This window comes from Faecalibacter bovis (genome assembly GCF_017948305.1).
Classification (GTDB): Bacteria; Bacteroidota; Bacteroidia; order Flavobacteriales; family Weeksellaceae; genus Empedobacter; species Empedobacter bovis.
Window position 1 is genome coordinate 2,069,006 of sequence record NZ_CP072842.1, and the last position, 22,749, is coordinate 2,091,754.

The 22,749-nt window shown below is 33.8% G+C and carries 18 protein-coding genes, 2 tRNA genes and 3 rRNA genes; 10 read left to right on the forward strand and 13 right to left on the reverse strand.

The genetic code is table 11. The features are described from left to right. Window positions 1-29: 29 nt before the first annotated feature. Entirely contained in the window at window positions 30-542 is a 513-nt protein-coding gene (locus J9309_RS09975) for a hypothetical protein (protein ID WP_230475741.1), read from the forward strand. A gap of 45 nt (window positions 543-587) precedes the next feature. On the opposite strand, the gene J9309_RS09980 is transcribed toward J9309_RS09975, so the two are convergent. From J9309_RS09980 to J9309_RS09990, 3 genes are read right to left on the reverse strand one after another with little or no spacing between them, the layout of a single operon-like run. After that, window positions 588-914, reverse strand: a complete 327-nt coding sequence (locus tag J9309_RS09980; RefSeq protein WP_230475742.1) for a hypothetical protein — start codon at window positions 912-914, stop codon at window positions 588-590. Continuing rightward, window positions 898-1,242 (reverse strand): phage holin family protein, encoded by a 345-nt coding sequence (locus J9309_RS09985; protein ID WP_230475743.1) that lies wholly within the window; start codon window positions 1,240-1,242, stop codon window positions 898-900. Before J9309_RS09985 ends, J9309_RS09980 begins: the two co-directional genes overlap by 17 nt. 48 nt (window positions 1,243-1,290) lie before the next feature. Then, window positions 1,291-1,638 carry a YtxH domain-containing protein gene (locus J9309_RS09990; RefSeq protein WP_230475744.1) on the reverse strand — a complete coding sequence of 116 codons (348 nt, stop codon included), beginning with the start codon at window positions 1,636-1,638 and terminating at the stop codon, window positions 1,291-1,293. Window positions 1,639-1,738: 100 nt separating this feature from the next. Here J9309_RS09990 and J9309_RS09995 point away from each other — a divergent pair, with 100 nt between their 5' ends. Further along, window positions 1,739-2,938: a pyridoxal phosphate-dependent aminotransferase gene (locus tag J9309_RS09995; RefSeq protein ID WP_230475745.1), complete on the forward strand. Its 1,200-nt coding sequence runs from the start codon at window positions 1,739-1,741 to the stop codon at window positions 2,936-2,938. A 69-nt stretch (window positions 2,939-3,007) separates the two neighbouring features. Then, the gene (gene murB / locus J9309_RS10000; RefSeq protein ID WP_230475746.1) at window positions 3,008-4,027 is read left to right on the forward strand and encodes a UDP-N-acetylmuramate dehydrogenase; all 1,020 of its coding nucleotides are present in this window, start codon (window positions 3,008-3,010) and stop codon (window positions 4,025-4,027) included. A gap of 48 nt (window positions 4,028-4,075) precedes the next feature. Here the strand turns inward: murB and J9309_RS10005 are convergent, their stop codons facing one another. Beyond that, complete coding sequence (locus J9309_RS10005) at window positions 4,076-4,885, reverse strand: ABC transporter substrate-binding protein (RefSeq protein WP_230475747.1); 810 nt, start codon at window positions 4,883-4,885, stop codon at window positions 4,076-4,078. 1,318 nt (window positions 4,886-6,203) lie between these two features. Here J9309_RS10005 and J9309_RS10010 point away from each other — a divergent pair. From J9309_RS10010 to rrf, 5 genes are all read left to right on the forward strand, one after another. Next, window positions 6,204-7,722: ribosomal RNA gene (locus J9309_RS10010) — 16S ribosomal RNA — on the forward strand. Window positions 7,723-7,845: 123 nt separating this feature from the next. Next, window positions 7,846-7,919: transfer RNA gene (locus J9309_RS10015), tRNA-Ile, on the forward strand. Between the two features lie 16 nt (window positions 7,920-7,935). Next, window positions 7,936-8,012 (forward strand) — tRNA-Ala (locus tag J9309_RS10020). 239 nt (window positions 8,013-8,251) lie between these two features. Next, window positions 8,252-11,032, forward strand: a 23S ribosomal RNA gene (locus J9309_RS10025). Window positions 11,033-11,187: 155 nt separating this feature from the next. After that, window positions 11,188-11,295 (forward strand): 5S ribosomal RNA (rrf, locus tag J9309_RS10030). The 16S, 23S and 5S rRNA genes sit together here with 2 tRNA genes alongside, the layout of an rRNA operon. A 373-nt stretch (window positions 11,296-11,668) precedes the next feature. Here rrf and J9309_RS10035 read toward each other — a convergent pair. The 6 genes from J9309_RS10035 to queA all read right to left on the reverse strand — a co-directional run bounded on the left by J9309_RS10035 (window position 11,669) and on the right by queA (window position 17,039). Then, window positions 11,669-12,463 carry a hypothetical protein gene (locus tag J9309_RS10035; RefSeq protein WP_230475748.1) on the reverse strand — a complete coding sequence of 265 codons (795 nt, stop codon included), beginning with the start codon at window positions 12,461-12,463 and terminating at the stop codon, window positions 11,669-11,671. A 53-nt stretch (window positions 12,464-12,516) separates the two neighbouring features. Next, the gene (locus tag J9309_RS10040; RefSeq protein WP_230475749.1) at window positions 12,517-12,882 is read right to left on the reverse strand and encodes a hypothetical protein; all 366 of its coding nucleotides are present in this window, start codon (window positions 12,880-12,882) and stop codon (window positions 12,517-12,519) included. Between the two features lie 99 nt (window positions 12,883-12,981). Continuing rightward, a complete protein-coding gene (locus J9309_RS10045) occupies window positions 12,982-13,959 on the reverse strand; it encodes a polyprenyl synthetase family protein (RefSeq protein ID WP_230475750.1) in 978 nt (325 codons plus the stop codon). A gap of 12 nt (window positions 13,960-13,971) precedes the next feature. Beyond that, window positions 13,972-14,922: a hypothetical protein gene (locus J9309_RS10050; protein ID WP_230475751.1), complete on the reverse strand. Its 951-nt coding sequence runs from the start codon at window positions 14,920-14,922 to the stop codon at window positions 13,972-13,974. A 12-nt stretch (window positions 14,923-14,934) separates the two neighbouring features. After that, on the reverse strand, window positions 14,935-15,981 hold the full coding sequence (rlmN, locus tag J9309_RS10055; RefSeq protein WP_230475752.1) for a 23S rRNA (adenine(2503)-C(2))-methyltransferase RlmN: 1,047 nt from the start codon (window positions 15,979-15,981) through the stop codon (window positions 14,935-14,937). Between the two features lie 8 nt (window positions 15,982-15,989). Next, complete coding sequence (queA, locus tag J9309_RS10060; protein WP_230477864.1) at window positions 15,990-17,039, reverse strand: tRNA preQ1(34) S-adenosylmethionine ribosyltransferase-isomerase QueA; 1,050 nt, start codon at window positions 17,037-17,039, stop codon at window positions 15,990-15,992. A 105-nt stretch (window positions 17,040-17,144) separates the two neighbouring features. Here queA and J9309_RS10065 point away from each other — a divergent pair, with 105 nt between their 5' ends. Next, window positions 17,145-17,741, forward strand: coding sequence for a TlpA family protein disulfide reductase (locus J9309_RS10065; protein WP_230475753.1), 597 nt, complete (start codon window positions 17,145-17,147; stop codon window positions 17,739-17,741). An 8-nt stretch (window positions 17,742-17,749) separates the two neighbouring features. Then, on the forward strand, window positions 17,750-18,940 hold the full coding sequence (locus J9309_RS10070) for a PorT family protein (RefSeq protein WP_230475754.1): 1,191 nt from the start codon (window positions 17,750-17,752) through the stop codon (window positions 18,938-18,940). Between the two features lie 65 nt (window positions 18,941-19,005). Here J9309_RS10070 and purB read toward each other — a convergent pair whose 3' ends face one another. The 3 genes from purB to J9309_RS10085 form a co-directional block, all read right to left on the reverse strand. Then, window positions 19,006-20,433 carry an adenylosuccinate lyase gene (purB, locus tag J9309_RS10075; RefSeq protein ID WP_230475755.1) on the reverse strand — a complete coding sequence of 476 codons (1,428 nt, stop codon included), beginning with the start codon at window positions 20,431-20,433 and terminating at the stop codon, window positions 19,006-19,008. A 25-nt stretch (window positions 20,434-20,458) separates the two neighbouring features. Beyond that, window positions 20,459-21,319 (reverse strand): fructosamine kinase family protein, encoded by an 861-nt coding sequence (locus J9309_RS10080; protein WP_230475756.1) that lies wholly within the window; start codon window positions 21,317-21,319, stop codon window positions 20,459-20,461. A gap of 72 nt (window positions 21,320-21,391) precedes the next feature. Continuing rightward, window positions 21,392-22,681 carry an adenylosuccinate synthase gene (locus J9309_RS10085; protein WP_230475757.1) on the reverse strand — a complete coding sequence of 430 codons (1,290 nt, stop codon included), beginning with the start codon at window positions 22,679-22,681 and terminating at the stop codon, window positions 21,392-21,394. Window positions 22,682-22,749: the final 68 nt, after the last annotated feature.

The window sequence follows — 22,749 nt, forward strand, 5'->3', positions numbered from 1 at the left end:
CATAATCATCAAGATTATGGATTTTTTTTATGAATAGTAAAAAGTTAAACGGGATATATTTACACGGGTATCAAGGGTATGTAACTGATGAAAAGAAAAATTTCTTAGGAAATTACGGAACTATTTACGCACCAAATATTGATTATGACAATGAGCCGGAAATATTATATAGTTTATACGATCAATTTAAAGATAAAAATTTGGACTTCGTTTCTGGTACAAGTTTAGGAGGGTTGTTAATTTATCACTTAGCGCTATTGTTAGAAGTACCTTGTTTAGTGTTAAACCCAGCTGTTACAGTCTTAGATCAAGTTAAAAAATACATACCGAATAAAGCTTGGGAATTAAAACCTAAAAGTCAAATATATGTTTTGGTAGGTTTAAAAGATGAAATTGTTAATTCGGATTTACAATTAGATTTTTTTAATAAAATAAATCTAGAAACAAATAAGGTTACTTTATGTATTAATGAAGATCTTGGACATTTTATTCCATTAGAAGATTTTGAGTTAGCATTTAATGAATTTAAAGAAATGATATAAATAAAAAAGGCACTCTAAATGAGTGCCTTTTTTATTCAAAATATTTTATAATTTTTTCTTGATGTAATCCTGAATTTTTTCTGTAATAATTGGAACAGCAATTACAATTAATCCTGAAACAAGAATTTTACTAAAACCTCTCATCGGATATTTGTTACTAGCTTTATCTCCAATCCAATGCAATGCAGATTCAACTTTACTCGATGCAAAATTTTGATCTCTTGTAAAGTTAGAAACAAGTCCAAATGCTTTGTTCACGACAGAATTATCATTCGCTTTTTCTGAAATTCTAATTTCAGCTTTTAAACGTTTTTTTGCTAACCTTAAATCATTAAGATTTTTAATCGGTTTCTGATTATTCTTCATCATCATCTTCATCTTGGTTAGACATTGCAATCATAGCACTTTCTACAGCGATATCAGCAAGTAAGTTTTTAAGATTTTTTCTAAAAATCAGACAAAGTATTAGAAATAAAAAATATAAACCTGTAACAGCTAAAAATCCATATCCATAATTATTAAAATAATCACCTAACAAAAAACCAGTAGCTAAGCTTCCTAAAAGGATTAAAAATAGAAACGCAGCGGCTACAATGATTGCAAAAATACCACTTGCGAACATATTGCTCATAGAGTCAACAAATTCGTATTTTGTTAACGTTATTCGCTGATTAACATATGATTTTAAGTCTGAAAACATAATAGAGTATGGCTAGAAATGAAAAAATTAGATTACAAAAATTATTTATTAAACTCCAACGTTTTCTTGGAATTCGTCTTTTACATCTTTAGCCTTGTCTTTAGCTTTACCTGAAACTTCCTCAGCTTTTGCAATTAACTCGTCTTTTTGCTCAGCTAATTTAGCTTTAATTTCTTCAAGTTTAACTTCTAATTCAGCTTTTGCTTTTTTCGCTTTTTCAGAAAAATCTCCAGCATATTTATCAGCTTCTTTCTTTAATTTATCAGCTTCTTTTTTTAATTTTTTTCTTGTGTCAGCTCCAGATTCAGGTGCATATAATAATCCAACTACTGCTCCAATTGCTGTACCGATAGCTAAACCTGCTAATAATTTTACGGCATTATTTGATTTACTCATAATAAAGTTTTTTTTATAGATTAAACGAATTGTATATTTACAACCTAAAATTACAAAAACAATACCAAATAAGGTAAGCAAACAACAAATTATTTTAAAAATGTTAGTTTTATCAAATAAATCACAAAACATGCCTGCGTCACCAATTCGTAAGTTAGTTCCTTACGCAGATGCAGCAAAACAAAGAGGTACAAAAGTTTATCATTTAAACATTGGACAACCAGACATTGAGTCTCCTAAAGCAGTATTAGAAGGGTTAAAGAATTTTCCTTCTAATATAATTTCTTATACGCATTCTGAAGGAACTTTAGAGTATAGAGAAGCATTAGCAAATTATTATAATAATAGAGGGATCGATGTTACTTCGTCTGATTTTATTGCAACTTTAGGTGGATCAGAAGCTTTATTATTTATCTTCGGAATTATTGCAAATCCTGGTGACGAAATTATTATTCCAGAACCATTTTATGCAAATTACAATGGATTTACATGTGAAAATGATGTAAATATTGTTCCAGTTCCATCTTCTATTGAAAATAACTTTGGTTTACCACCAGTAGAAGAATTTGCGAAGAAAATTACAGATAAAACTAGAGCGATTTTAATTTGTAATCCAGGAAATCCAACAGGTTATGTTTACTCGAAAGAGGAATTAGAGCAATTACGTGATATTGTTTTAGAGCATGATATCTATTTAATTGCTGATGAAGTGTATGCTGAATATTTATATACAGAAGAGCCTTTTACTTCAATTTTAAGTTTTCCTGAACTGAAAAATCATGCAATCGTAATTGATTCTGAATCTAAACGTTTTTCTTTATGTGGTGCTCGTTCGGGTGCTATTGTTACACGTAATCAAGATTTCATGGGTGTTGCAATGCGTTTTGCTCAAGCTCGTTTAAGTCCGGTTGAATTGTCTCAATATATGGCAACTTTAGCTCATAATAATGTTGGAACTTATTTCGAAGATTGTCGTGCGGAATACTTAAAACGTCGTGATGTTTTAGTAAATGGACTAAAAGAAATTCCAGGTGTTGTAGTTCCTAATCCAAAAGGTGCATTTTATTGTATGATTCAATTACCAGTAGATAATGCAGAAAAATTTGCAATTTGGTTATTAGAATCTTTCAACTCTAACGGAGAAACAGTAATGTTAGCGCCAGGTGCTGGTTTCTATAGTACTCCAAATTCAGGATTACAAGAAGTTCGTTTAGCTTATGTTTTAAAATCTGAAGATTTAATTCGTTCAGTTGAAATTTTAAAAGAAGCTTTAGAGCAGTATCCTGGTACAACAAGATAATTTACAAAATGAAATTAGCATTGTTTGGTTGAAAATTTAACTAAACAATGCTTATAAAAATATTGAAGGATGAATATCATCGAAAATTATTCTTTAAAATTATACAATACTTTCGGAGTTGATGCGAAGGCAAAATATTTTGCCGAAGTTTCTAATTTCACCGAATTAAAGAAAGCACTAGTTTTTCGTCGTCAAAACAATTTACCTATTTTGTTTATTGGTGGTGGAAGTAACATGCTTTTTGTAAATGATTTTAATGGATTGGCTTTAAAACTTAATCTGAAAGGAATTGAAATTATCAATGAAAATGATGATTATGTAGAAGTAAAAGCACAAGGAAGTGAGAATTGGCATCAGTTTATTCAATGGACTTTAACTCAAAATTTCGGAGGATTAGAGAATCTATCTTTAATTCCTGGAAATGTAGGTACAGCTCCTATTCAGAATATCGGTGCGTATGGAGTAGAGGCGAAGGATACAATTGTGGAAGTGCAAGCTTTATCTTTGGAAACGGGTGATGAGCGAATTTTTAGTAATGAAGAGTGTAAGTTCGGTTATAGAGAATCTGTATTCAAAAACGAGCTTAAAGGTCAATATGTTTTGGTTTCTGTGACATTTAGGTTATCGAAACGCAATCATCAATTAAAAACTTCTTATGGAGCGATTCAGCAAGAATTAGAGGTTGAAGGAATTTCAAATCCTACAATTCAAGATGTTTCAGCAGCAATAATTCGTATTCGTGAATCAAAATTGCCAGATCCAGCTCAAATTGGTAATTCGGGAAGTTTCTTTAAAAATCCTGTAATTTCTAATTCGGAATTTGAAAAAGTTTTTGCTCAACATCCTACAATTGTGAATTATCCAGCAGAAAATGGCGTTAAATTAGCGGCTGGTTGGTTAATAGAACAAGCTGGTTGGAAGGGAAAACGCTTCGGAGATGCGGGTGTTCATGATAAACAAGCGTTAGTATTGGTGAATTATGGAAATGCAACCGGAAAAGAAATTTACGATTTGTCTGAAAATATTATTCAAGATGTTCAATCAAAATTTGGTGTTACTTTAGAACGTGAAGTAAACATGATTTTTTAAATAAAAAAAAGGAATCCAATTTGGGTTCCTTTATTCTTTTATATCGATTTAAATTCGCGAATAAAATTTGCTACATTCACTAATTATCTTTTGTAATTGTAGCAATCCATCAGATAAAGCGGCTGCTCCGGGTTGTAAAATAAATTCTGATTTGATTTCGAATAATTGATTATTTTTTATCGCGTTAATTTCAGAAAATCCAACACGAGTCTTTACAATTTCAGGCTTAAACATTTTCCCACACCAAGATCCAATTATCAAATCAGGATTTGCATGCACTACTTGATCTTCAAGCACAATTCTGTTCTTCGCATGAAACTCTTTTTTTAATTCAGGGAAACATAAATCTCCACCACAAATTTCAATCAGCTCCATCACCCAAGTCGATCCAGACATGATCGGCTCATACCATTCTTCAAAGTGTACTTTTGGTTTAAAATCTAAATTTGCTCCAATTTCATTGGCTGAATCTAAATTTCGGTTATATTGATCAATCAATTTCAAGCCTTTTTGTTTACACCCTATTAATGATGTAAATTTCAAAATCATATCTAAAATTCCTTCAACAGTATGATGATTAAAAATATAGACATCAATTCCTCTTCGTATTAATTCTGCTGCTAAATCAGCCTGTAAATCCGAGTAACCAATTACCAAATCAGGCTTTAGAGCAATAATTTCATCAAATTTAGCATCTAAAAAAGTAGATACTTTTGGTTTTTCCTTTCTTGCTTGTGGCGGTCGGTATGTAAATCCGCTAATCCCAACTAAACGATTTTGTTCACCTATTGAGTATAAAATTTCAGTTCCTTCTTCTGTTAAACAAATTATTCTTTGTGGATATTTTGCTTTGTACATTATTTTGTGTTTTCGTAAATATACAATTCTGTCATTTATATTTAATGAATATAGTTTTGATTCTTTTATTTTAAAACCTTCATTGCTTCGCAACTCATTTTCACGAGTCCGTTCTCCAAAGTATTTTGTAACGTCTGCTTTTTAAAGAAGCATCCATTACAAAATAATCAATTCCAGCTATCACTTCCATTTTTACTTTACATATTTATCTCCATTTCGTCATTCTGAACTCGTTTCAGAATCGCATCGTAATAATTAATACGATAGTAAAATCTTATTTATAAATCTTCTGCATTATGAAAAATATTGCCTGAAAATCGTAAACGTTAAGAAACTAAATTGATGTAGAGATAAGAATGATTTAGTGAGCGATAGCGAATCATTTAAATCATTCCTCGAAATCAATTTAGTTTTAGTCGAAGATTTTAGCAATGTCTTTTTTGGTTCGTTTTTTTGACGAAAAAAATGAACATATGTTTCTTTAATCATTATAATATTTAAAGCTATATCCAAGCAAAAAACTTCTTAAATAATGTTACAACTTTATATATTCATTCCATTTCGTCATTCTGAACTCGTTTCAGAATTGCATCTTAATTATATAATTACTAGTTTTTTATTCAGAGGTATCAATTAATCTTTCAGAAATAAAATGACATCTAATTCATTCCCGTAATCAAGAGGTTTTTTAGCGAAAATGATTTACAGTCTTGACTTTTTTGAATACTTTTTTATCAAGAAAAAAGTATTGATATATAAATAAGATTATACTGTTTGTAATTATTTTACCTAAGCCACACTGTGGCTTCTCCTTTTAATTTCAAATGTTTTGTGTCAAGACAAAAATGAAAGTATACTATATATAATTTAGAAAACTACCTAATTCTACAGGAAAAGCTACACCAAAACACATATCTAAATTTAATTCAAAAAATATTTCGCTTCTGTTCAGTTAGTTAAGGATAAAACTGAAAATAATTCATAAAACGATTTGGAAAGCTGAATTATCTTGTCTTATATTTGCACTCTCAATACGAAAGACGAGTAGTATTGAAACTTGAAATCGCGAAGAAGTAAACAAAAATAAAAACTTTAAAATTTATTCAAAAAAGATTTTTTAGTTTAAAAATAAGTCTTACCTTTGCAACCGCAAACAACGAAAGAAGTTTGCTTGAAACGAGAAGTTCATTTGAAATTACAATATAGACAGAAGAAATAAAAGCCGAATATAAATTAACGGTCAATCCTTAAATAATAGAGCTAAAGGAAATTCGAAGTTGTAAAACATAGAAGCTAACGCTTCAAACAATATTTATTTACAATGGAGAGTTTGATCCTGGCTCAGGATGAACGCTAGCGGGAGGCTTAACACATGCAAGCCGAGGGGTATTTGTAGCTTGCTACAGAGAGACCGGCGCACGGGTGCGTAACGCGTATGCAACTTGCCCTACTGAAAGGGATAGCCTTTTGAAAAGAAGATTAATACCTTATAACAGTGATTCTGGCATCAGATACACTTGAAAGATTTATCGCAGTAGGATAGGCATGCGTAAGATTAGATAGTTGGTGAGGTAACGGCTCACCAAGTCAACGATCTTTAGGGGGCCTGAGAGGGTGAACCCCCACACTGGTACTGAGACACGGACCAGACTCCTACGGGAGGCAGCAGTGAGGAATATTGGACAATGGGTGAAAGCCTGATCCAGCCATCCCGCGTGAAGGATGACGGCCTTATGGGTTGTAAACTTCTTTTATATGGGGATAAACCTACTTACGTGTGAGTAGCTGAAGGTACCATATGAATAAGCACCGGCTAACTCCGTGCCAGCAGCCGCGGTAATACGGAGGGTGCAAGCGTTATCCGGATTTATTGGGTTTAAAGGGTCCGTAGGCGGACCAATAAGTCAGTGGTGAAAGCCCATCGCTTAACGATGGAACTGCCATTGATACTGTTGGTCTTGAGTGAGGTTGCAGTGGCTGGAATGTGTAGTGTAGCGGTGAAATGCTTAGATATTACGCAGAACACCAATTGCGAAGGCAGGTCACTAAGCCTCAACTGACGCTGATGGACGAAAGCGTGGGGAGCGAACAGGATTAGATACCCTGGTAGTCCACGCCGTAAACGATGGATACTTGCTGTTGGATTTTCGGATTCAGTGGCTAAGCGAAAGTTATAAGTATCCCACCTGGGGAGTACGTTCGCAAGAATGAAACTCAAAGGAATTGACGGGGGCCCGCACAAGCGGTGGAGCATGTGGTTTAATTCGATGATACGCGAGGAACCTTACCAAGGCTTAAATGCATAATGACGTATTTGGAAACAGATATTTCTTCGGACAGAATGCAAGGTGCTGCATGGCTGTCGTCAGCTCGTGCCGTGAGGTGTTAGGTTAAGTCCTGCAACGAGCGCAACCCCTATCATTAGTTGCCAGCGTTTAAAGACGGGGACTCTAATGAGACTGCCAACGCAAGTTGAGAGGAAGGTGGGGACGACGTCAAGTCATCACGGCCCTTACGTCTTGGGCTACACACGTGCTACAATGGTAAGTACAGAGGGCAGCTACTTGGCAACAAGATGCGAATCTCGAAAACTTATCTCAGTTCGGATTGGAGTCTGCAACTCGACTCTATGAAGCTGGAATCGCTAGTAATCGCATATCAGCCATGATGCGGTGAATACGTTCCCGGGCCTTGTACACACCGCCCGTCAAGCCATGGAAGCTGGGGGTACCTGAAGTCGGTGACCGTAACAGGAGCTGCCTAGGGTAAAACTGGTAACTAGGGCTAAGTCGTAACAAGGTAGCCGTACCGGAAGGTGCGGCTGGAACATCTCATTTTTAGAGAACGACGAATTTTCTTCTATTAAATTAGAAGATTGACTGTTTTATTCGGTTTTATTTACTGTCGGATTTGATTTCAAAGATATATATTACAAAGACCACTCTTTAAGAGTATTAAAGAGTCTCATAGCTCAGCTGGTTAGAGCGCTACACTGATAATGTAGAGGTCGGCAGTTCGAGTCTGCCTGAGACTACTAATAGAAATAAAGAGGGGGATTAGCTCAGCTGGCTAGAGCGCTTGCCTTGCACGCAAGAGGTCATCGGTTCGACTCCGATATTCTCCACCAAGCTATAAACGAAACTCGAAATTCGAACTTCGTGAAAAGCAGAAGAGTTCATTGACATTATTAGAAAAAGATAACAAGAAAATTGTTAACGACATACAATCAAACAGAGATTAAGAAATTAATCAAAGCAATATAGAATTAAATAAATAAACGATTTAATTCGGCATTGAAGGTATACAATTAAACAAAAAACGAGTAAGATTAACATAACCGCTCATTAATATGACGGTTAAATTATGAAAAAAGTTACTAAGGGCGTACGGCGGATGCCTAGGCTTTGAGAGGCGATGAAGGACGTGATAAGCTGCGATAAGCTACGGGGAGCGGCACATACGCATTAATCCGTAGATTTCCGAATGGGACAACCCGGCATGTTGAAGACATGTCACTCACGTAAGTGAGAGCGAACGTTGGGAACTGAAACATCTAAGTACCAATAGGAAAAGAAATCAATTGAGATTCCGTAAGTAGTGGCGAGCGAACGCGGATTAGCCCTAAAGACTTTATAATTTTAGCAGAATAACCTGGAAAGGTTAACCGAAGAGGGTGATAGTCCTGTAAGCGAAAAGGTTATATAGTTGATAACGAGTAAGGCGGAACACGAGAAATTCTGTCCGAATATGGGAGGACCATCTTCCAAGGCTAAATACTCCTCAAAGACCGATAGTGAACTAGTACTGTGAAGGAAAGGTGAAAAGCATATCGAATAGATAGTTGAAATAGAACCTGAAACCGTACGCCTACAAGCGGTCGGAGCACGAAAGTGTGACGGCGTGCCTTTTGCATAATGAGCCTACGAGTTAATGTCACTGGCAAGGTTAAGTACTTCAGGTACGGAGCCGAAGCGAAAGCGAGTCTGAATAGGGCGATGCAGTCAGTGGTATTAGACGCGAAACCTTGTGATCTACCCATGGGCAGGTTGAAGCTTTGGTAACACAAAGTGGAGGACCGAACCGGTTGACGTTGAAAAGTCTTCGGATGACCTGTGGGTAGGGGTGAAAGGCCAATCAAACTGGGAAATAGCTCGTACTCCCCGAAATGCATTTAGGTGCAGCGTTTAGTGAAGTATATTAGAGGTAGAGCTACTGATTGGATGCGGGGGCTTCACCGCCTACCAATTCCTGACAAACTCCGAATGCTAATATATGTTTCTAGGCAGTGAGGGCATGGGTGCTAAGGTCCATGTCCGAGAGGGAAAGAACCCAGACCATCAGCTAAGGTCCCCAAATATATGCTAAGTTGAAAAAACGCGGTTGGATTGCATAGACAGCTAGGATGTTAGCTTGGAAGCAGCTATTCATTTAACGAGTGCGTAACAGCTCACTAGTCGAGCGATCCGGCATGGATAATAATCGGGCATAAGCATATTACCGAAGCTATGGATTAGTACATTAGTACTACTGGTAGGGGAGCATTCTATCGACGTCGAAGTCACCTGGTAATGGGTGGTGGAGTTTATAGAAAAGAAAATGTAGGCATGAGTAACGATAAAATAAGTGAGAAACTTATTCGCCGTAAGACTAAGGTTTCCTAAGCTATGCTAATCAGCTTAGGGTTAGTCGGGACCTAACACGAACCCGAAGGGGGTAGTGGATGGCAAACGGGTTAATATTCCCGTACCTGCTCTCAACAAAAGTGACGGATGATCGTAGGTGGTGCGTACTGACGGAATAGTACGTTGAACTTAGGTAAACTAAGGATAGTACACAAAGCCTTCGGGTGGCGTGATAATCCACTGAACATTGTCCCTAGAAATAGCGAGAGAAGCAGCCCGTACCGTAAACCGACACAGGTGGTCGAGGAGAGTATCCTAAGGCGCTCGAGTGAGTCATGGTTAAGGAATTAGGCAAAATAGTCTCGTAACTTCGGGAGAAGAGACGCTGGCAGTAATGTCAGCCGCAGTAAAAAGGCCCAGGCGACTGTTTATCAAAAACACAGGACTCTGCAAAATCGAAAGATGACGTATAGGGTCTGACACCTGCCCGGTGCTGGAAGGTTAAGGAAGGGGGTTAGCTTCGGCGAAGCTCTTAACTGAAGCCCCAGTAAACGGCGGCCGTAACTATAACGGTCCTAAGGTAGCGAAATTCCTTGTCGGGTAAGTTCCGACCTGCACGAATGGTGTAACGATCTGGGCACTGTCTCAACCATGAGCTCGGTGAAATTGTAGTATCGGTGAAGATGCCGGTTAATCGCAACGGGACGAAAAGACCCTGTGAACCTTTACTATAGCTTTGTATTGACTTCGGGTAAATAATGTGTAGGATAGGTGGGAGACTATGAAGCAGCATCGCTAGGTGTTGTGGAGTCATTGTTGAAATACCACCCTTTATTTACTTGGAGCCTAACTCCCTTCGGGAGGACAGTGCATGGTGGGTAGTTTGACTGGGGTGGTCGCCTCCAAAAGAGTAACGGAGGCTTTCAAAGGTACCCTCAGCACGCTTGGTAACCGTGCGTAGAGTGTAATGGCATAAGGGTGCTTGACTGTGAGGCCAACAAGCCGAGCAGGTGCGAAAGCAGGACATAGTGATCCGGTGGTTCCGTATGGAAGGGCCATCGCTCAAAGGATAAAAGGTACTCCGGGGATAACAGGCTAGTCTCCCCCAAGAGCTCACATCGACGGGGAGGTTCGGCACCTCGATGTCGGCTCGTCACATCCTGGGGCTGGAGAAGGTCCCAAGGGTTGGGCTGTTCGCCCATTAAAGTGGCACGCGAGCTGGGTTCAGAACGTCGTGAGACAGTTCGGTCTCTATCTGTTGTGATCGTTAGAAGTTTGAGCGGACTTGACTCTAGTACGAGAGGACCGTGTTGAACAAACCTCTGGTGTATCAGTTGTGCCGCCAGGTGCACCGCTGAGTAGCTACGTTTGGATGAGATAAGCACTGAAAGCATATAAGTGCGAAACTCGCCGCAAGATTAGACTTCTTTAAAGGGTCGTGGCAGACTACCACGTTGATAGGCTATAGATGTAAAGGCAGTGATGTCATAGTCGAGTAGTACTAATTACCCATAAACTTTTTCAAATATTAATTTAACCGTCATAGAGAAGGTTAGTTAATCTTATTTGAATTGTGTACTGGATTGTATCAAAATAAATAAAACAAACACTTGTATTCAAGTATCTAATAATGTTGATAATATATTAGGAATTAAACCTAATTAAAAATATCTAAGAAATTAGGGTGGTTATAGCGAAAGGGCTCACCTCTTCCCATTCCGAACAGAGAAGTTAAGCCTTTCAGCGCCGATGGTACTGCTATTGCGGGAGAGTAGGTCGCCGCCAGTTTTTAAAAAGAATCCTCAATCATTTAATTGGTTGGGGATTTTTTGTGTTTATACTTTACGTAATACGTTTTGAGTTTAATGTGATACGTTTTTAACTGTATGGTGTAATAAAGTTGTATGCGAAGCTGAAACGTGTTCAGCTTGACAATATTTAATGTCTAATTTCTCGATACATTTAAAATGATTAATCTATCATTTAAGCACTTGAATAACTTTTTTACTTGTATATACTTCGTTCAGAATGACAGACTAATTAGCTAATTGTGGTATTTTAAATTATTTAATTTGCAATACATATCTGATACATTACCTTTAGTGCTATTATTGATTATATAATGTAAGAAATTTCTTTTATCTCTTTATCTTCTTGTATTTCAATAACCACTTCCATCATAAGATAATATTTTTATTACTTCATTATGAGTAGTTTCATATTTTAAATTTTCTTCTTGTGTATAGTTGTCACTATAAATGTAAGGTGCAAACATTCTATTAAAAAAGCTTTTTTTTGCATCTTCAATATTGATTAACACTCTTGCACTATCGCTTGCGTCTGTGATGATAATAAAATTATCATCTATCAAAATATCCTTAAACATTTTGTCAAAATGGATTTCATCTGGTTTTGTTTTAATTACAAGCCCTTTAGTTAATTCTTTTTTAGTTGATATTTGATTTATTGTTGCTATCAACTGAAAATAATTTGTAGTAAACTCACAAGTCAAAACAACCTCTAAATCTTTCTCTTTAAAACGTTTTTTCTTATGTAACCATTCATTTTTACACCCTCCTTTTTTAAATTCCTCAATTAAATTTAAAAGTGTATCCAATGGTATTGGTTTAAATTCCGAAGCCTTTTTAAAACCTTGTTCCAACAATTCCAAATAATAACTACAATCCTCTGTTCCTTTTATTTGTACATAACGCTTTTGGTCAAATGGCAAATAGGTTTCAAGTACATTTATTGCTGTTATTTTAGTTTTTTCTTTTTTATTATCAGGTAACAAGGCAATGGAAATCATATTAAATATACCATTAGTATCAAATTTATATTTTCTAATTGCTTTTGAAAAATAGTTACTTATAAAACGAGTATGATATTGAAATTCATTATCGTTTTTAATGTAAGTATCGTAATCTAATCCTAATAGGATATATCTTAATGTCATAATTATGGTCTTTGGTGTGTATTGTGGTATAAATTTTTAAAAAATATTTTGATCTATCTGTTTAGTATTTCAATAAATTCTCCTTTTTTATTTGATTTATCTTTTACTTTTAAAATAAGGTTCTTTTTTTTAATTAAAAAGAAATTATCTCCTTTCTTTTTATAAACAGTGTCTCCTATTTCTATTGAATCACTAATACTAGAAAACCATCTTCCATCCTCAAACGTATCTATTTTATTTGTTTCTGGATTTTTTCCTACAATTGAAAAAAAAGGAGGCTGGAATCTATCATCTTTATAGTTTTTATTAGAAATTATATTTAATGAATAATTTAATTCTTTTTCTTTAATATGTTTATAATCAATTTTACAAGAATGTAAAAATAGTCCCGTACTTATAATTATAAGTTTATATATCATTTTATTAACTGATAATCTGTTATGTTTGTAAAAGTAATATATTTATTCATTAAAAAAGCCCAACTAAAAAGTTGAGCTTTAAAATTATAATTGATTGTTTTATTTATCTCTTGTCATCACGTAATTTACTAATAATTCTAATGATTTACGATATTCGTTGTCTGGCATCTCTTTTAAGATATCTAATGCATCATTCGCATATTTCTGCATCATATTTCTTGTATACTCAATTCCTCCGTTAGCTTTTACAAATTCAATAACTTCACGAACACGTTTTTTATCGTTATTATAGCGCTTAACCGAATTGATTAACCATTTACGATCTTTATCACTTACTTTATTTAATGAATAAATAAGAGGTAAAGTCATTTTTTGTTCTTTAATATCGATTCCGACAGGTTTTCCGATTGCATTTGAAGTTGTATAATCAAATAAATCATCTTTAATCTGAAAAGCAATTCCAACTAATTCACCAAAGCGATGCATTTTATTTGCTGTTTCTTCGTCTACACCAACTGATAACGCACCGGCTTTACAACAAGCCGCAATAAGTGTTGCAGTTTTCATACGAATGATTTCGTAATAAACGTCTTCCGTAATATCTAATTTGCGTGCTTTTTCTAATTGTAAAAGTTCTCCTTCAGAAAGTTCTTGAATTGCAACAGAAACTACTTCTAATAAATCGAAATCTTTATTTTTAGTAGATATAATTAAAGTTTTAGAAAGTAAATAATCACCAACTAAAACAGCAACTTTATTTTTCCAAATAGCGTTTAGCGAGAAAAACCCACGGCGTAATTGGCTATCATCTACCACATCATCGTGAACCAATGTTGCAGTGTGAATTAATTCGATGAATGATGCCGCACGATATGTTTTATCTTGCATTTCGCCCAACATTTTGGCAGATAAAAAAACAAACATTGGTCGCATTTGTTTTCCTTTGCGGCGAACGATGTAATGAGTGATACGATCGAGAAGCGAGACGTTACTCTTCATGGATTCGAAGAACTTGTTTTCAAACAACTTCATCTCCTCAGCAATGGGAGCTTTAATTAAGTCTACTGTGTTACTCAATGGAATTTAATTTTAATTTGTGAAATTCTTGAAGCAGTGAAGTATTTGTTTGGCATGAAAACCTTTAAACTTAAATTCTTCCCCACTTATACAGATTTGATTTTGATCGTGTGAAGATAATGAAATTCCTTCTAATTGTCCTAATTGTGTAGTAAAACCTAATGGTAAAGTAATTGTTTTATTGCTCTTAGAAAATATAAAATCCGAATTATCATTAGGTAAATCAAACCATTGTAAGATTGCAATAGTTTCTAAAGTATAACCGATTAAATACAAACCTATATTCGCTTTATTTGTGCTGATATGCGCACCAGTAACCATAAAATCAGTTTGATATGCTTCTAATTTTTTAGCCGCATGTTTTGTAGAAGAATCAATTGGAATTACATAGTGTGTTGTAGCTTTATTTCCCCATTCTTTGGTTAAGATATGAATCTTATCGTTGTAGATAAAGAAAGCTTCAGCATCCCAATTTGTAGTTAAATTTTTGTATCCAAATGTGGTTTGTTCTGGATAGAAAAACTCAATTTTCTTGGCAACTAAGTTTTGGTTTGTTTTATTTAGATCAATGTCTTTTCGGTAAATGTAGTAAATAGATAGGTCTTGTCTTTTACCTAAATTATTTCCGAAATCGGCGAAGAATAGACGCGTTTCGTCCATTGCAATTTCTTCCCAATCAATATTTGGAGCATTATCTATTGTTATAGTTTGAATGATTTTTCCACTTTGATCAAAACGGATTAAATCAGATCCATTCCCACTATCATTAAGTCCCCAAAAAGAAACTACACTCTTATCTTGATCTTCGTATGCTAAAGCTGAAATTTCGTCTAATTGCTTAGGTAATTCAACAGAATTAAGTTTTATATCATCAATAGAAATGGTATCTTTTACCATTGTTTGTTGTGCGCAACTTAATTGTAAGAATACTAAAATAGATAGGAGTGTAGGTATAAATTTCATTATTTACTTTGATTAATTATCGCCTGTTTTATTGGCTAATTGACCACAAGCTGCATCAATATCTTTTCCTCGACTACGTCTTACATTAACAACAATATTATTGCTTTCTAATGCTTTGATATAATCGTCGATAGCTTTATCGGAAGCTTGTTTGTAAATACCATCATCAATCGAATTATATTCAATGATATTTACTTTAGATGGAACTTTTTTACAAAATTTAACTAAGGCATCAATATCCTCTTTTTTATCGTTAACGCCTCCCCAAACAATGTATTCGAAAGTAATTCGAAGACCAGTTTGTTGATACCAATATTGTAAAGATTCAATTAAATCAGTCAACGGAAATTTAACAGAGAATGGCATAATAACATTACGAACTTCTTCACGAGCAGAATGTAAAGATACTGCTAGATTCACACGTAAATCTTCATCGGCTAGTTTCTCAATCATCTTCGGAATTCCAGAAGTTGATACTGTAATTCTACGAGGAGCCATTCCTAAACCTTCGGGTAATGTAATTTTTTTGATGGCTGAAATTACTTCATTATAATTTAATAAAGGTTCACCCATCCCCATAAAAACAATATTACTTAAAGGTCGGTTAAAATAACGTTTACTTTCTTCGTCAATAATAACTACTTGATCTACAATTTCAGCAGCTGTTAGATTTCGCATACGCTTAATTTGCGCAGTTGCACAAAACGTACAATCTAAACTACAACCAACTTGAGATGATACACAAGCAGTAGTTCTTGTATCTGTAGGAATTAATACAGATTCAACAACGTTCCCATCATGAAGCTTAACTGCATTCTTGATGGTACCGTCGTTTGATTTTTGTAAAAGATCCACTTCAACGGGTTGGATTTGGAAAGAATTTCCTAATTGTTCGCGTAAAGCTTTAGAAATATTCGTCATGTCATCAAATTGATGCGCATTTTTTTTCCATAACCATTCGTACACTTGTTTTGCACGGAATGATTTTTCTCCAATTGATTTGAAGTATTCTTCAATTTCAGATTGTGATAATCTTCTTATGTCTTTTTTTGTATCCAAATCTTAGATTATAAGATTAACATTGCATCACCGTAAGAATAGAACTTGTATCCTTCTTTTACCGCTTCGTTGTACGCTTTCATCGTTAAATCGTGACCAGCAAAAGCTGAAATCATCATAATTAAAGTAGATTTTGGCGTATGGAAATTCGTAATCATACAGTTTGCAATAGAGAAATCGTATGGTGGGTGGATAAATTTGTTTGTCCAACCATCGTATGCATTTAAATGACCATCTGCAGAAACAGAAGACTCAATAGAACGCATTGTTGTTGTACCAATAGCACAAACTTTCTTTTTATTGTCAATTGCATTATTAACTAAATCAACAGATTCTTGAGGGATAATTACCTGCTCAGATTCCATTTTATGTTTAGATAAATCTTCAACCTCAACTGGGATAAAAGTACCTAAACCAATATGTAAAGTTAATTCAGCAAAATCAACACCTTTAATTTCTAAACGTTTTAATAAGTGTTTAGAGAAGTGTAAACCAGCCGTTGGAGCTGCAACAGCACCTTCGTGTTTTGCGTAGATTGTTTGGTAACGCTCTGCATCTTCTGGTTCAACGTCACGTAAAATATATTTAGGAAGTGGAGTTTCTCCAAGTTCTTTTAATTTTGCACGAAATTCTTCGTAAGATCCATCAAATAAGAAACGTAAAGTACGTCCACGAGAAGTAGTATTATCAACAACTTCCGCAACTAATGTATCGTCATTATCGAAAAATAATTTGTTTCCGATACGAATTTTACGAGCTGGATCTACTAAAACATCCCATAAACGAGTCTCTGCATCTAATTCTCTTAATAAGAAAACTTCGATATTAGCCCCAGTTTTCTCTTTATTACCCATTAAACGAGCAGGAAAAACTTTTGTGTTGTTACGAATCATAACATCACCTTCGTCGAAGTATTCGATTACGTCTTTGAATAATCTATGTTCAATTTCTCCGGTATCACGGTGAACAACCATTAAACGAGCTTCATCTCTATTTTCAGCTGGGTGTTCCGCTAATAATTCTTCAGGTAAATTAAAATCGAAATCGGAGGTTTTCATTTTCATAATCGCAAATTTTTTTACAAATATACAATCTCAGATACCCCTTTGTCAAGTTTTGAGGCGTTAATTATATGATAATGCCAGATTATGTATATTTGGATCATGAAGAATTTACTTATTGGAGGTATTATGTTTATATTTTTTATAAGTTGTAATACTACTGAAACGAAAGATTTAATTGATGAAAATATTGAAAATGTAAATTCAGTACATATTGAAAACGACACGAAATTTGAAGACATCGCCTTAGAAAAAGCTCCTAATTTTACGTTGTTCGATAATAATGGTGTAAAGAAATCTTTAAGTGATTATAAAGGTAAATTAATCTACATGGACATTTGGGCAACATGGTGCGGGCCATGCCGTGTTCAAATACCAGCAATAAAAGAATTAGAAAAAAAATATAGCGATAAAGGAATTGTATTTCTTAGTGTATCTATAGATCCTGAAAAAAACAAAGAGAAATGGATAAGAATGGTTAAGGATGAAGAAATGTCTGGAGAGCAATTGTATGCAGGTGTTACCAGCAGTAGCTTTGGATTAGATTATAAAGTTAAATTTATTCCACGTTTTATCATCATCTCACCAAAAGGTGATATTTTAATGCATAATGCGCCACAACCTATGGATTTTGTAACAAGAAGTATAAATCCAGAAATTGAACATATTTTTGATTTATATATTAATAGTAATTTATAACCTTACAAATGAATAAAAAATTTTACTTACTACTTACTTTAGTTACATTTCCATTAGCTGCTCAAAATAAATATGAAAAAGGATATATTATTGATTTAAATAACAAAACTATTCCAGTTGAAATATCTTATCAAGATTGGGCAAGGAATCCAAATGAGATTGAGGTTAAACATAATGGGGAAATTAAAAAATATACACCAAAAACAATCAAAGAGTTTGGTTTAGACAATGGGATTAACTACGTAAGCTATAATGGGAATATTGATAAATCGAGCCAATTTTATAATCGAATTTCAGAAATCAAACAACCAGAATGGGTTGAAATTTCTACCTTTCTAAAAACTACCGTAAATGGGCCTTCTAAATTATATGTACATGATAATAACACAACTATTACATATTTTTTTAGTAAAGAAGATGGTGATATTAAACCATTAATTTATAAAATATATAGAGATAATCAAACTACAACAAAAAAAAATGAACAATTTAAGAATCAATTAAGATCTAATGTTTATTGTGGTGATGTGAATTTGAACAAAGTAAACTACAGTAAAAATTCGTTAGAAAAATATTTTATTGATTATAATTCTTGTATTACAAATGGTGAATTTCAGCATAGGCAAGATGTAATTACAAAAAATAAAATTGAATTTGGAATTCAAGCAGGAATTCGTTCAGAGAAAAATTATGTTAATTATCCTGTTTATGAAGCTTCTCATAATTTTTCAGCGGTATCTCCAACTTTTGGTATTAACGCGGAATATCAATTTCCATTTTTACAGAATCGTTATGCGTTAGCGATGGAAGCTAATTATTTTCACTTCAAACGTCAAGATGTTCAAGCAAATTCTCGATTTGGATTAGCGGTTGAACGTAAGATTATTGAAATTCCTCTTGGTTTACAATATTATGTCATGAATGATACAGATCATAAATTATTTGTAGGAGCATTTTATAATATTAAATTAGATTTAGCTAATTCTAATTATACAGAAGTGGTGTATTCAGAATCTAGTAAAACAGATATTGATAATATTTCTTCTTTTAGTTTAGGTGCAGGATATCAATGGAAGAATATTGGTGTTAAAGCTAGATATAATATAAATTCTAAATTTGACGTAGGCGAGTATATGAAAGGTGAAACATCATCAATTAGTCTGAATTTATTTTACAAATTTAAAAAACTTGAATTTTAATATAATAGAAAAGCATCTCGAAAGAGATGCTTTTTTTGTGTTCCTCACGTAGTTTGTTGTTAATTTTAAACCTTTAGGTCTGTGTTAGTACCTAAAAACTCTTTATATTTTTCGACGATAGGGTCTACTAAATCTTTTAAGAAATCTTCAGTTTGCTCTTCAGCAAAACCGATAAAGTTTTTCGGATCAAGTAATTCAACTAATTTATCCTTGTCAATTTTAACTTCGTCATCCGCAATAATACGTTCGATTAAGTCATTGTGTTTACCTTCCATTTTAACTTGTCTAGCAGCTTCCATCGAGTGTGTACGAATAATTTCGTGTAATTCCTGACGGTCACCACCATTTTTCACACCTTCCATAATTATGTATTCAGTAGCCATAAATGGTAACTCTTCCATAATATGTTTTTCGATGATTTTCGGATAAACCACTAATCCATCTAAAATGTTATTCCAAATAATTAAAATTGCATCAATCGCTAAGAAAGCTTGTGGAATCGCTAAGCGTTTGTTAGCAGAGTCATCTAAAGTTCTTTCAAACCATTGTGTTGAAGCAACCATTGCTGGAGATGCAGCTAAAGATATAACAAATTTTGCTAAAGAAGAAATTCTTTCCGAACGCATTGGGTTACGTTTGTACGCCATTGCTGAAGATCCGATTTGATTTTTCTCGAAAGGTTCTTCAATTTCTTTTAAATTTTGTAATAATCTTAAATCATTCGTGAATTTATGTGCTGATTGAGCAATATTGCTTAAAATATTTAAAGCTTGTGCATCAATTTTACGATCGTAAGTTTGTCCTGAAACAGCAAATACATTTTTGAAACCAAAACGCTCTGATAAACGACGGTCTAATTCCTTCACTTTGTCATAATCGCCATCAAATAATTCGCTAAAAGAAGCAGCAGTACCAGTAGTACCTTTTACTCCACGGAAACGTAAAGTTTCAATTCTGAATTCTAATTCTTCTAGATCTAATAATACAGATTGTAACCATAATGTAGCACGTTTACCAACCGTTGTTAATTGAGCTGGTTGAAAGTGTGTGAAACCTAATGTTGGTAAACTTTTGTATTCTTTAGCAAATTTACCTAACCCATTAATAACGTTTACAATTTGTTTTTTGATTAATTCGAATCCATCACGAATCTGAATTAAATCTGTGTTATCGCCAACAAAAGCCGAAGTTGCTCCTAAGTGAATAATGGCTTTAGCGCTCGGCGCAACATCACCGTAAGCGTGTACGTGAGCCATTACATCGTGGCGGAATTTCTTTTCGTATTCTGCCGCTTTAACGTAATCGATATTGTTTACATTATCTTTTAAATCTTGAATTTGTTCATCTGTAATGTCAAGACCTAAATCTTTTTCAATTTCAGCTAATGCAATCCATAATTGACGCCATGTTGTAAACTTTTTTTCTGGAGAAAAGTTATATAACATTTCGTCGCTACAGTATCTAGATTCTAAAGGATTTTGATATTTGTTCATTGTGTATGTTTGTTTTGTTATGAAATTAATATTGAAACTTTTTAAGAATTGCTTGTACATCTTTGATGTAATAACCTTCGAAAAGGAATGCATGAATCAATAAAGGATACAATTGAGCAATTTGTTTTCGATCTTCAAAATTTCCTTGTAATGGAAATACTTCGTTATAGGTCTTGAAAAAAGCATCATCAAAACCTCCAAATAAATCAGCTAAGGCAATATCCATTTCGCGATGACCATAATAAATAGCTGGATCAATTAGCGTAATATCTCCATTTTCACGAGTTAAAATGTTACCATTCCATAAATCACCATGAAGTAAAGCTGGCTTTTCTTCCGGAAAAATATTTATTAATTCGGTACATAAACGATTAGCTGCTCTAATTTCTTTCGGTTTTAATACTTTTTTATCTGCCAAAAGTTTAATCATTGGTAAAATTCTATTGTTCGAATAAAAATCTACCCAAGTTGATTTGTAGCTATTTGGCTGAACCATAATCGCAATATAATTATCTTCAGACCAACCGAATTGTTCATTTGTATTTTGATGGAATTTAGCCATATTATGACCAAATTTCTCCCAATTTTCTATTGTTGCATCACCTTTTTCTATCCAATCTAAAATCAGATATTGGAAGTCATTATCTGTTTCACCGTTTGTAATAATTTCGGGAATATCAAATAATTCGGTTTCAGCAAGTGCTTTTAAACCTTTTGCTTCTTTCTCGAAAAGGTGAGGGAAATTTTGAGCGGTGTTTAACTTTAAGAAATATTTTTTAGAAAATGATTCAATTCTATATGTATCATTTAAATTACCACCTTTAACAGGGTAAACATTTTCAATTTGTAAGTTTAAGGTTTTAAGTCGCTCTAAAATTTCATTCATAAAAATGATTTCAATATAATTAAAATAGTAATTAAAAAAAGCCCAACAATGTTGGGCTAAGTTATATAGCTATTAGAATAAATTTGTTCTAATGATGTTCTGTGATCTTTCAGGACCAACAGAAACTAAATATACATCGATACCTAAGTAATTCTCAATGAAATGGATGTAATCTTGTGCTGATTGAGGTAATTCGTCAAAAGATTTTACAGATGTAATATCTTCAGACCAACCTGGCATTTCTTCGTAAATTGATTCATAAGAATCTAATTTATTTGTAGAAGAAGTGAAGTAATTTATAACATTACCATCTTCAGTTTTGTATGCAGTACATGCTTTGATTGTATCTAAACCTGTTAAAACATCTAATTTTGTAATGACTAAATGTGTAATTCCGTTAATCATACAAGCATGCTTTAAAGCTACTAAATCTAACCAACCTGTACGACGTGGACGACCTGTAGAAGCTCCAAATTCGTGACCAACTTGACGGATATGTTCACCTAATTCGTTATCTAATTCTGTTGGGAATGGACCATTACCAACACGCGTACAATATGCTTTAGATACACCAATTAAGTTTTGTAATTTTGTGGGTGGAACACCAGCTCCAACACAAACTCCACCAGTTGTAGGAGATGAAGAAGTTACGAATGGATAAGTACCAAAATCAATGTCTAACATTAAAGCTTGTGCACCTTCAAATAATACATTTTTACCTTGGTCAATCGCTTCGTTAATTTCTAATTCAGTATCAATAATACGGTCTTTTAAACGCTCACCGTAAGCAACATATTTATCGTAGATTTCTTCTAAAGTTAAAGGATCTTTTTCGAATAATTTTTCGAATAAAGCATTTTTAACGATTAAATTTTCTTTGATTTTTTCTTTTAAAATCTCAGGATTTAATAAATCGATTGCACGGATACCAACACGAGCAACTTTATCTTCGTAACATGGACCAATACCACGTTTTGTTGTTCCAATTTGAGAATCTTTTCCTGCAAATTCTTCACGATATTCATCTAATAAAATATGGTAAGGCATAATAATATGCGCTCTTCTACTGATGAAAACATGATCTGTAGATAATCCTCTTGCTTCTAATTTTTCGATTTCGTTAAAGAAAGCTTCAGGATTTACAACAACTCCGTTTGCAATAATACATTTACCTTTACATTGTAAAACACCAGAAGGTAATAAATGTAAAACGAATTTGTCGTCTCCTACATATACTGTGTGTCCAGCATTATTACCACCTTGATAACGTACGACGTAATCTGATTTTTCTGCTAAAACATCAGTAATTTTTCCTTTTCCTTCGTCGCCCCATTGAAGACCGACAACTACGTGTGTTGACATATTTGTTTTGTTTGTTATTGTTTGAATTTAAGAAAATAAAAATGATTATTTCGTAATTCTTGGTTCGA

Coding starts and splice junctions, on each gene's coding strand:
- J9309_RS09975 (WP_230475741.1), top strand. CDS start 30: ATGAATAGTAAAAAGTTAAACGGGATATATTTACACGGGTATCAAGGG.
- murB (WP_230475746.1), top strand. CDS start 3,008: ATGAATATCATCGAAAATTATTCTTTAAAATTATACAATACTTTCGGA.
- J9309_RS09990 (WP_230475744.1), bottom strand. CDS start 1,638: ATGAGTAAATCAAATAATGCCGTAAAATTATTAGCAGGTTTAGCTATC.
- J9309_RS10080 (WP_230475756.1), bottom strand. CDS start 21,319: ATGAATGAAATTTTAGAGCGACTTAAAACCTTAAACTTACAAATTGAA.
- J9309_RS10050 (WP_230475751.1), bottom strand. CDS start 14,922: ATGAAATTTATACCTACACTCCTATCTATTTTAGTATTCTTACAATTA.
- J9309_RS10035 (WP_230475748.1), bottom strand. CDS start 12,463: ATGACATTAAGATATATCCTATTAGGATTAGATTACGATACTTACATT.
- J9309_RS09985 (WP_230475743.1), bottom strand. CDS start 1,242: ATGTTTTCAGACTTAAAATCATATGTTAATCAGCGAATAACGTTAACA.
- purB (WP_230475755.1), bottom strand. CDS start 20,433: ATGAACAAATATCAAAATCCTTTAGAATCTAGATACTGTAGCGACGAA.
- J9309_RS09980 (WP_230475742.1), bottom strand. CDS start 914: ATGATGATGAAGAATAATCAGAAACCGATTAAAAATCTTAATGATTTA.
- queA (WP_230477864.1), bottom strand. CDS start 17,039: ATGAAAACCTCCGATTTCGATTTTAATTTACCTGAAGAATTATTAGCG.
- J9309_RS10005 (WP_230475747.1), bottom strand. CDS start 4,885: ATGTACAAAGCAAAATATCCACAAAGAATAATTTGTTTAACAGAAGAA.
- J9309_RS10070 (WP_230475754.1), top strand. CDS start 17,750: ATGAATAAAAAATTTTACTTACTACTTACTTTAGTTACATTTCCATTA.
- J9309_RS10085 (WP_230475757.1), bottom strand. CDS start 22,681: ATGTCAACACACGTAGTTGTCGGTCTTCAATGGGGCGACGAAGGAAAA.
- J9309_RS10040 (WP_230475749.1), bottom strand. CDS start 12,882: ATGATATATAAACTTATAATTATAAGTACGGGACTATTTTTACATTCT.
- J9309_RS10065 (WP_230475753.1), top strand. CDS start 17,145: ATGAAGAATTTACTTATTGGAGGTATTATGTTTATATTTTTTATAAGT.
- J9309_RS09995 (WP_230475745.1), top strand. CDS start 1,739: ATGTTAGTTTTATCAAATAAATCACAAAACATGCCTGCGTCACCAATT.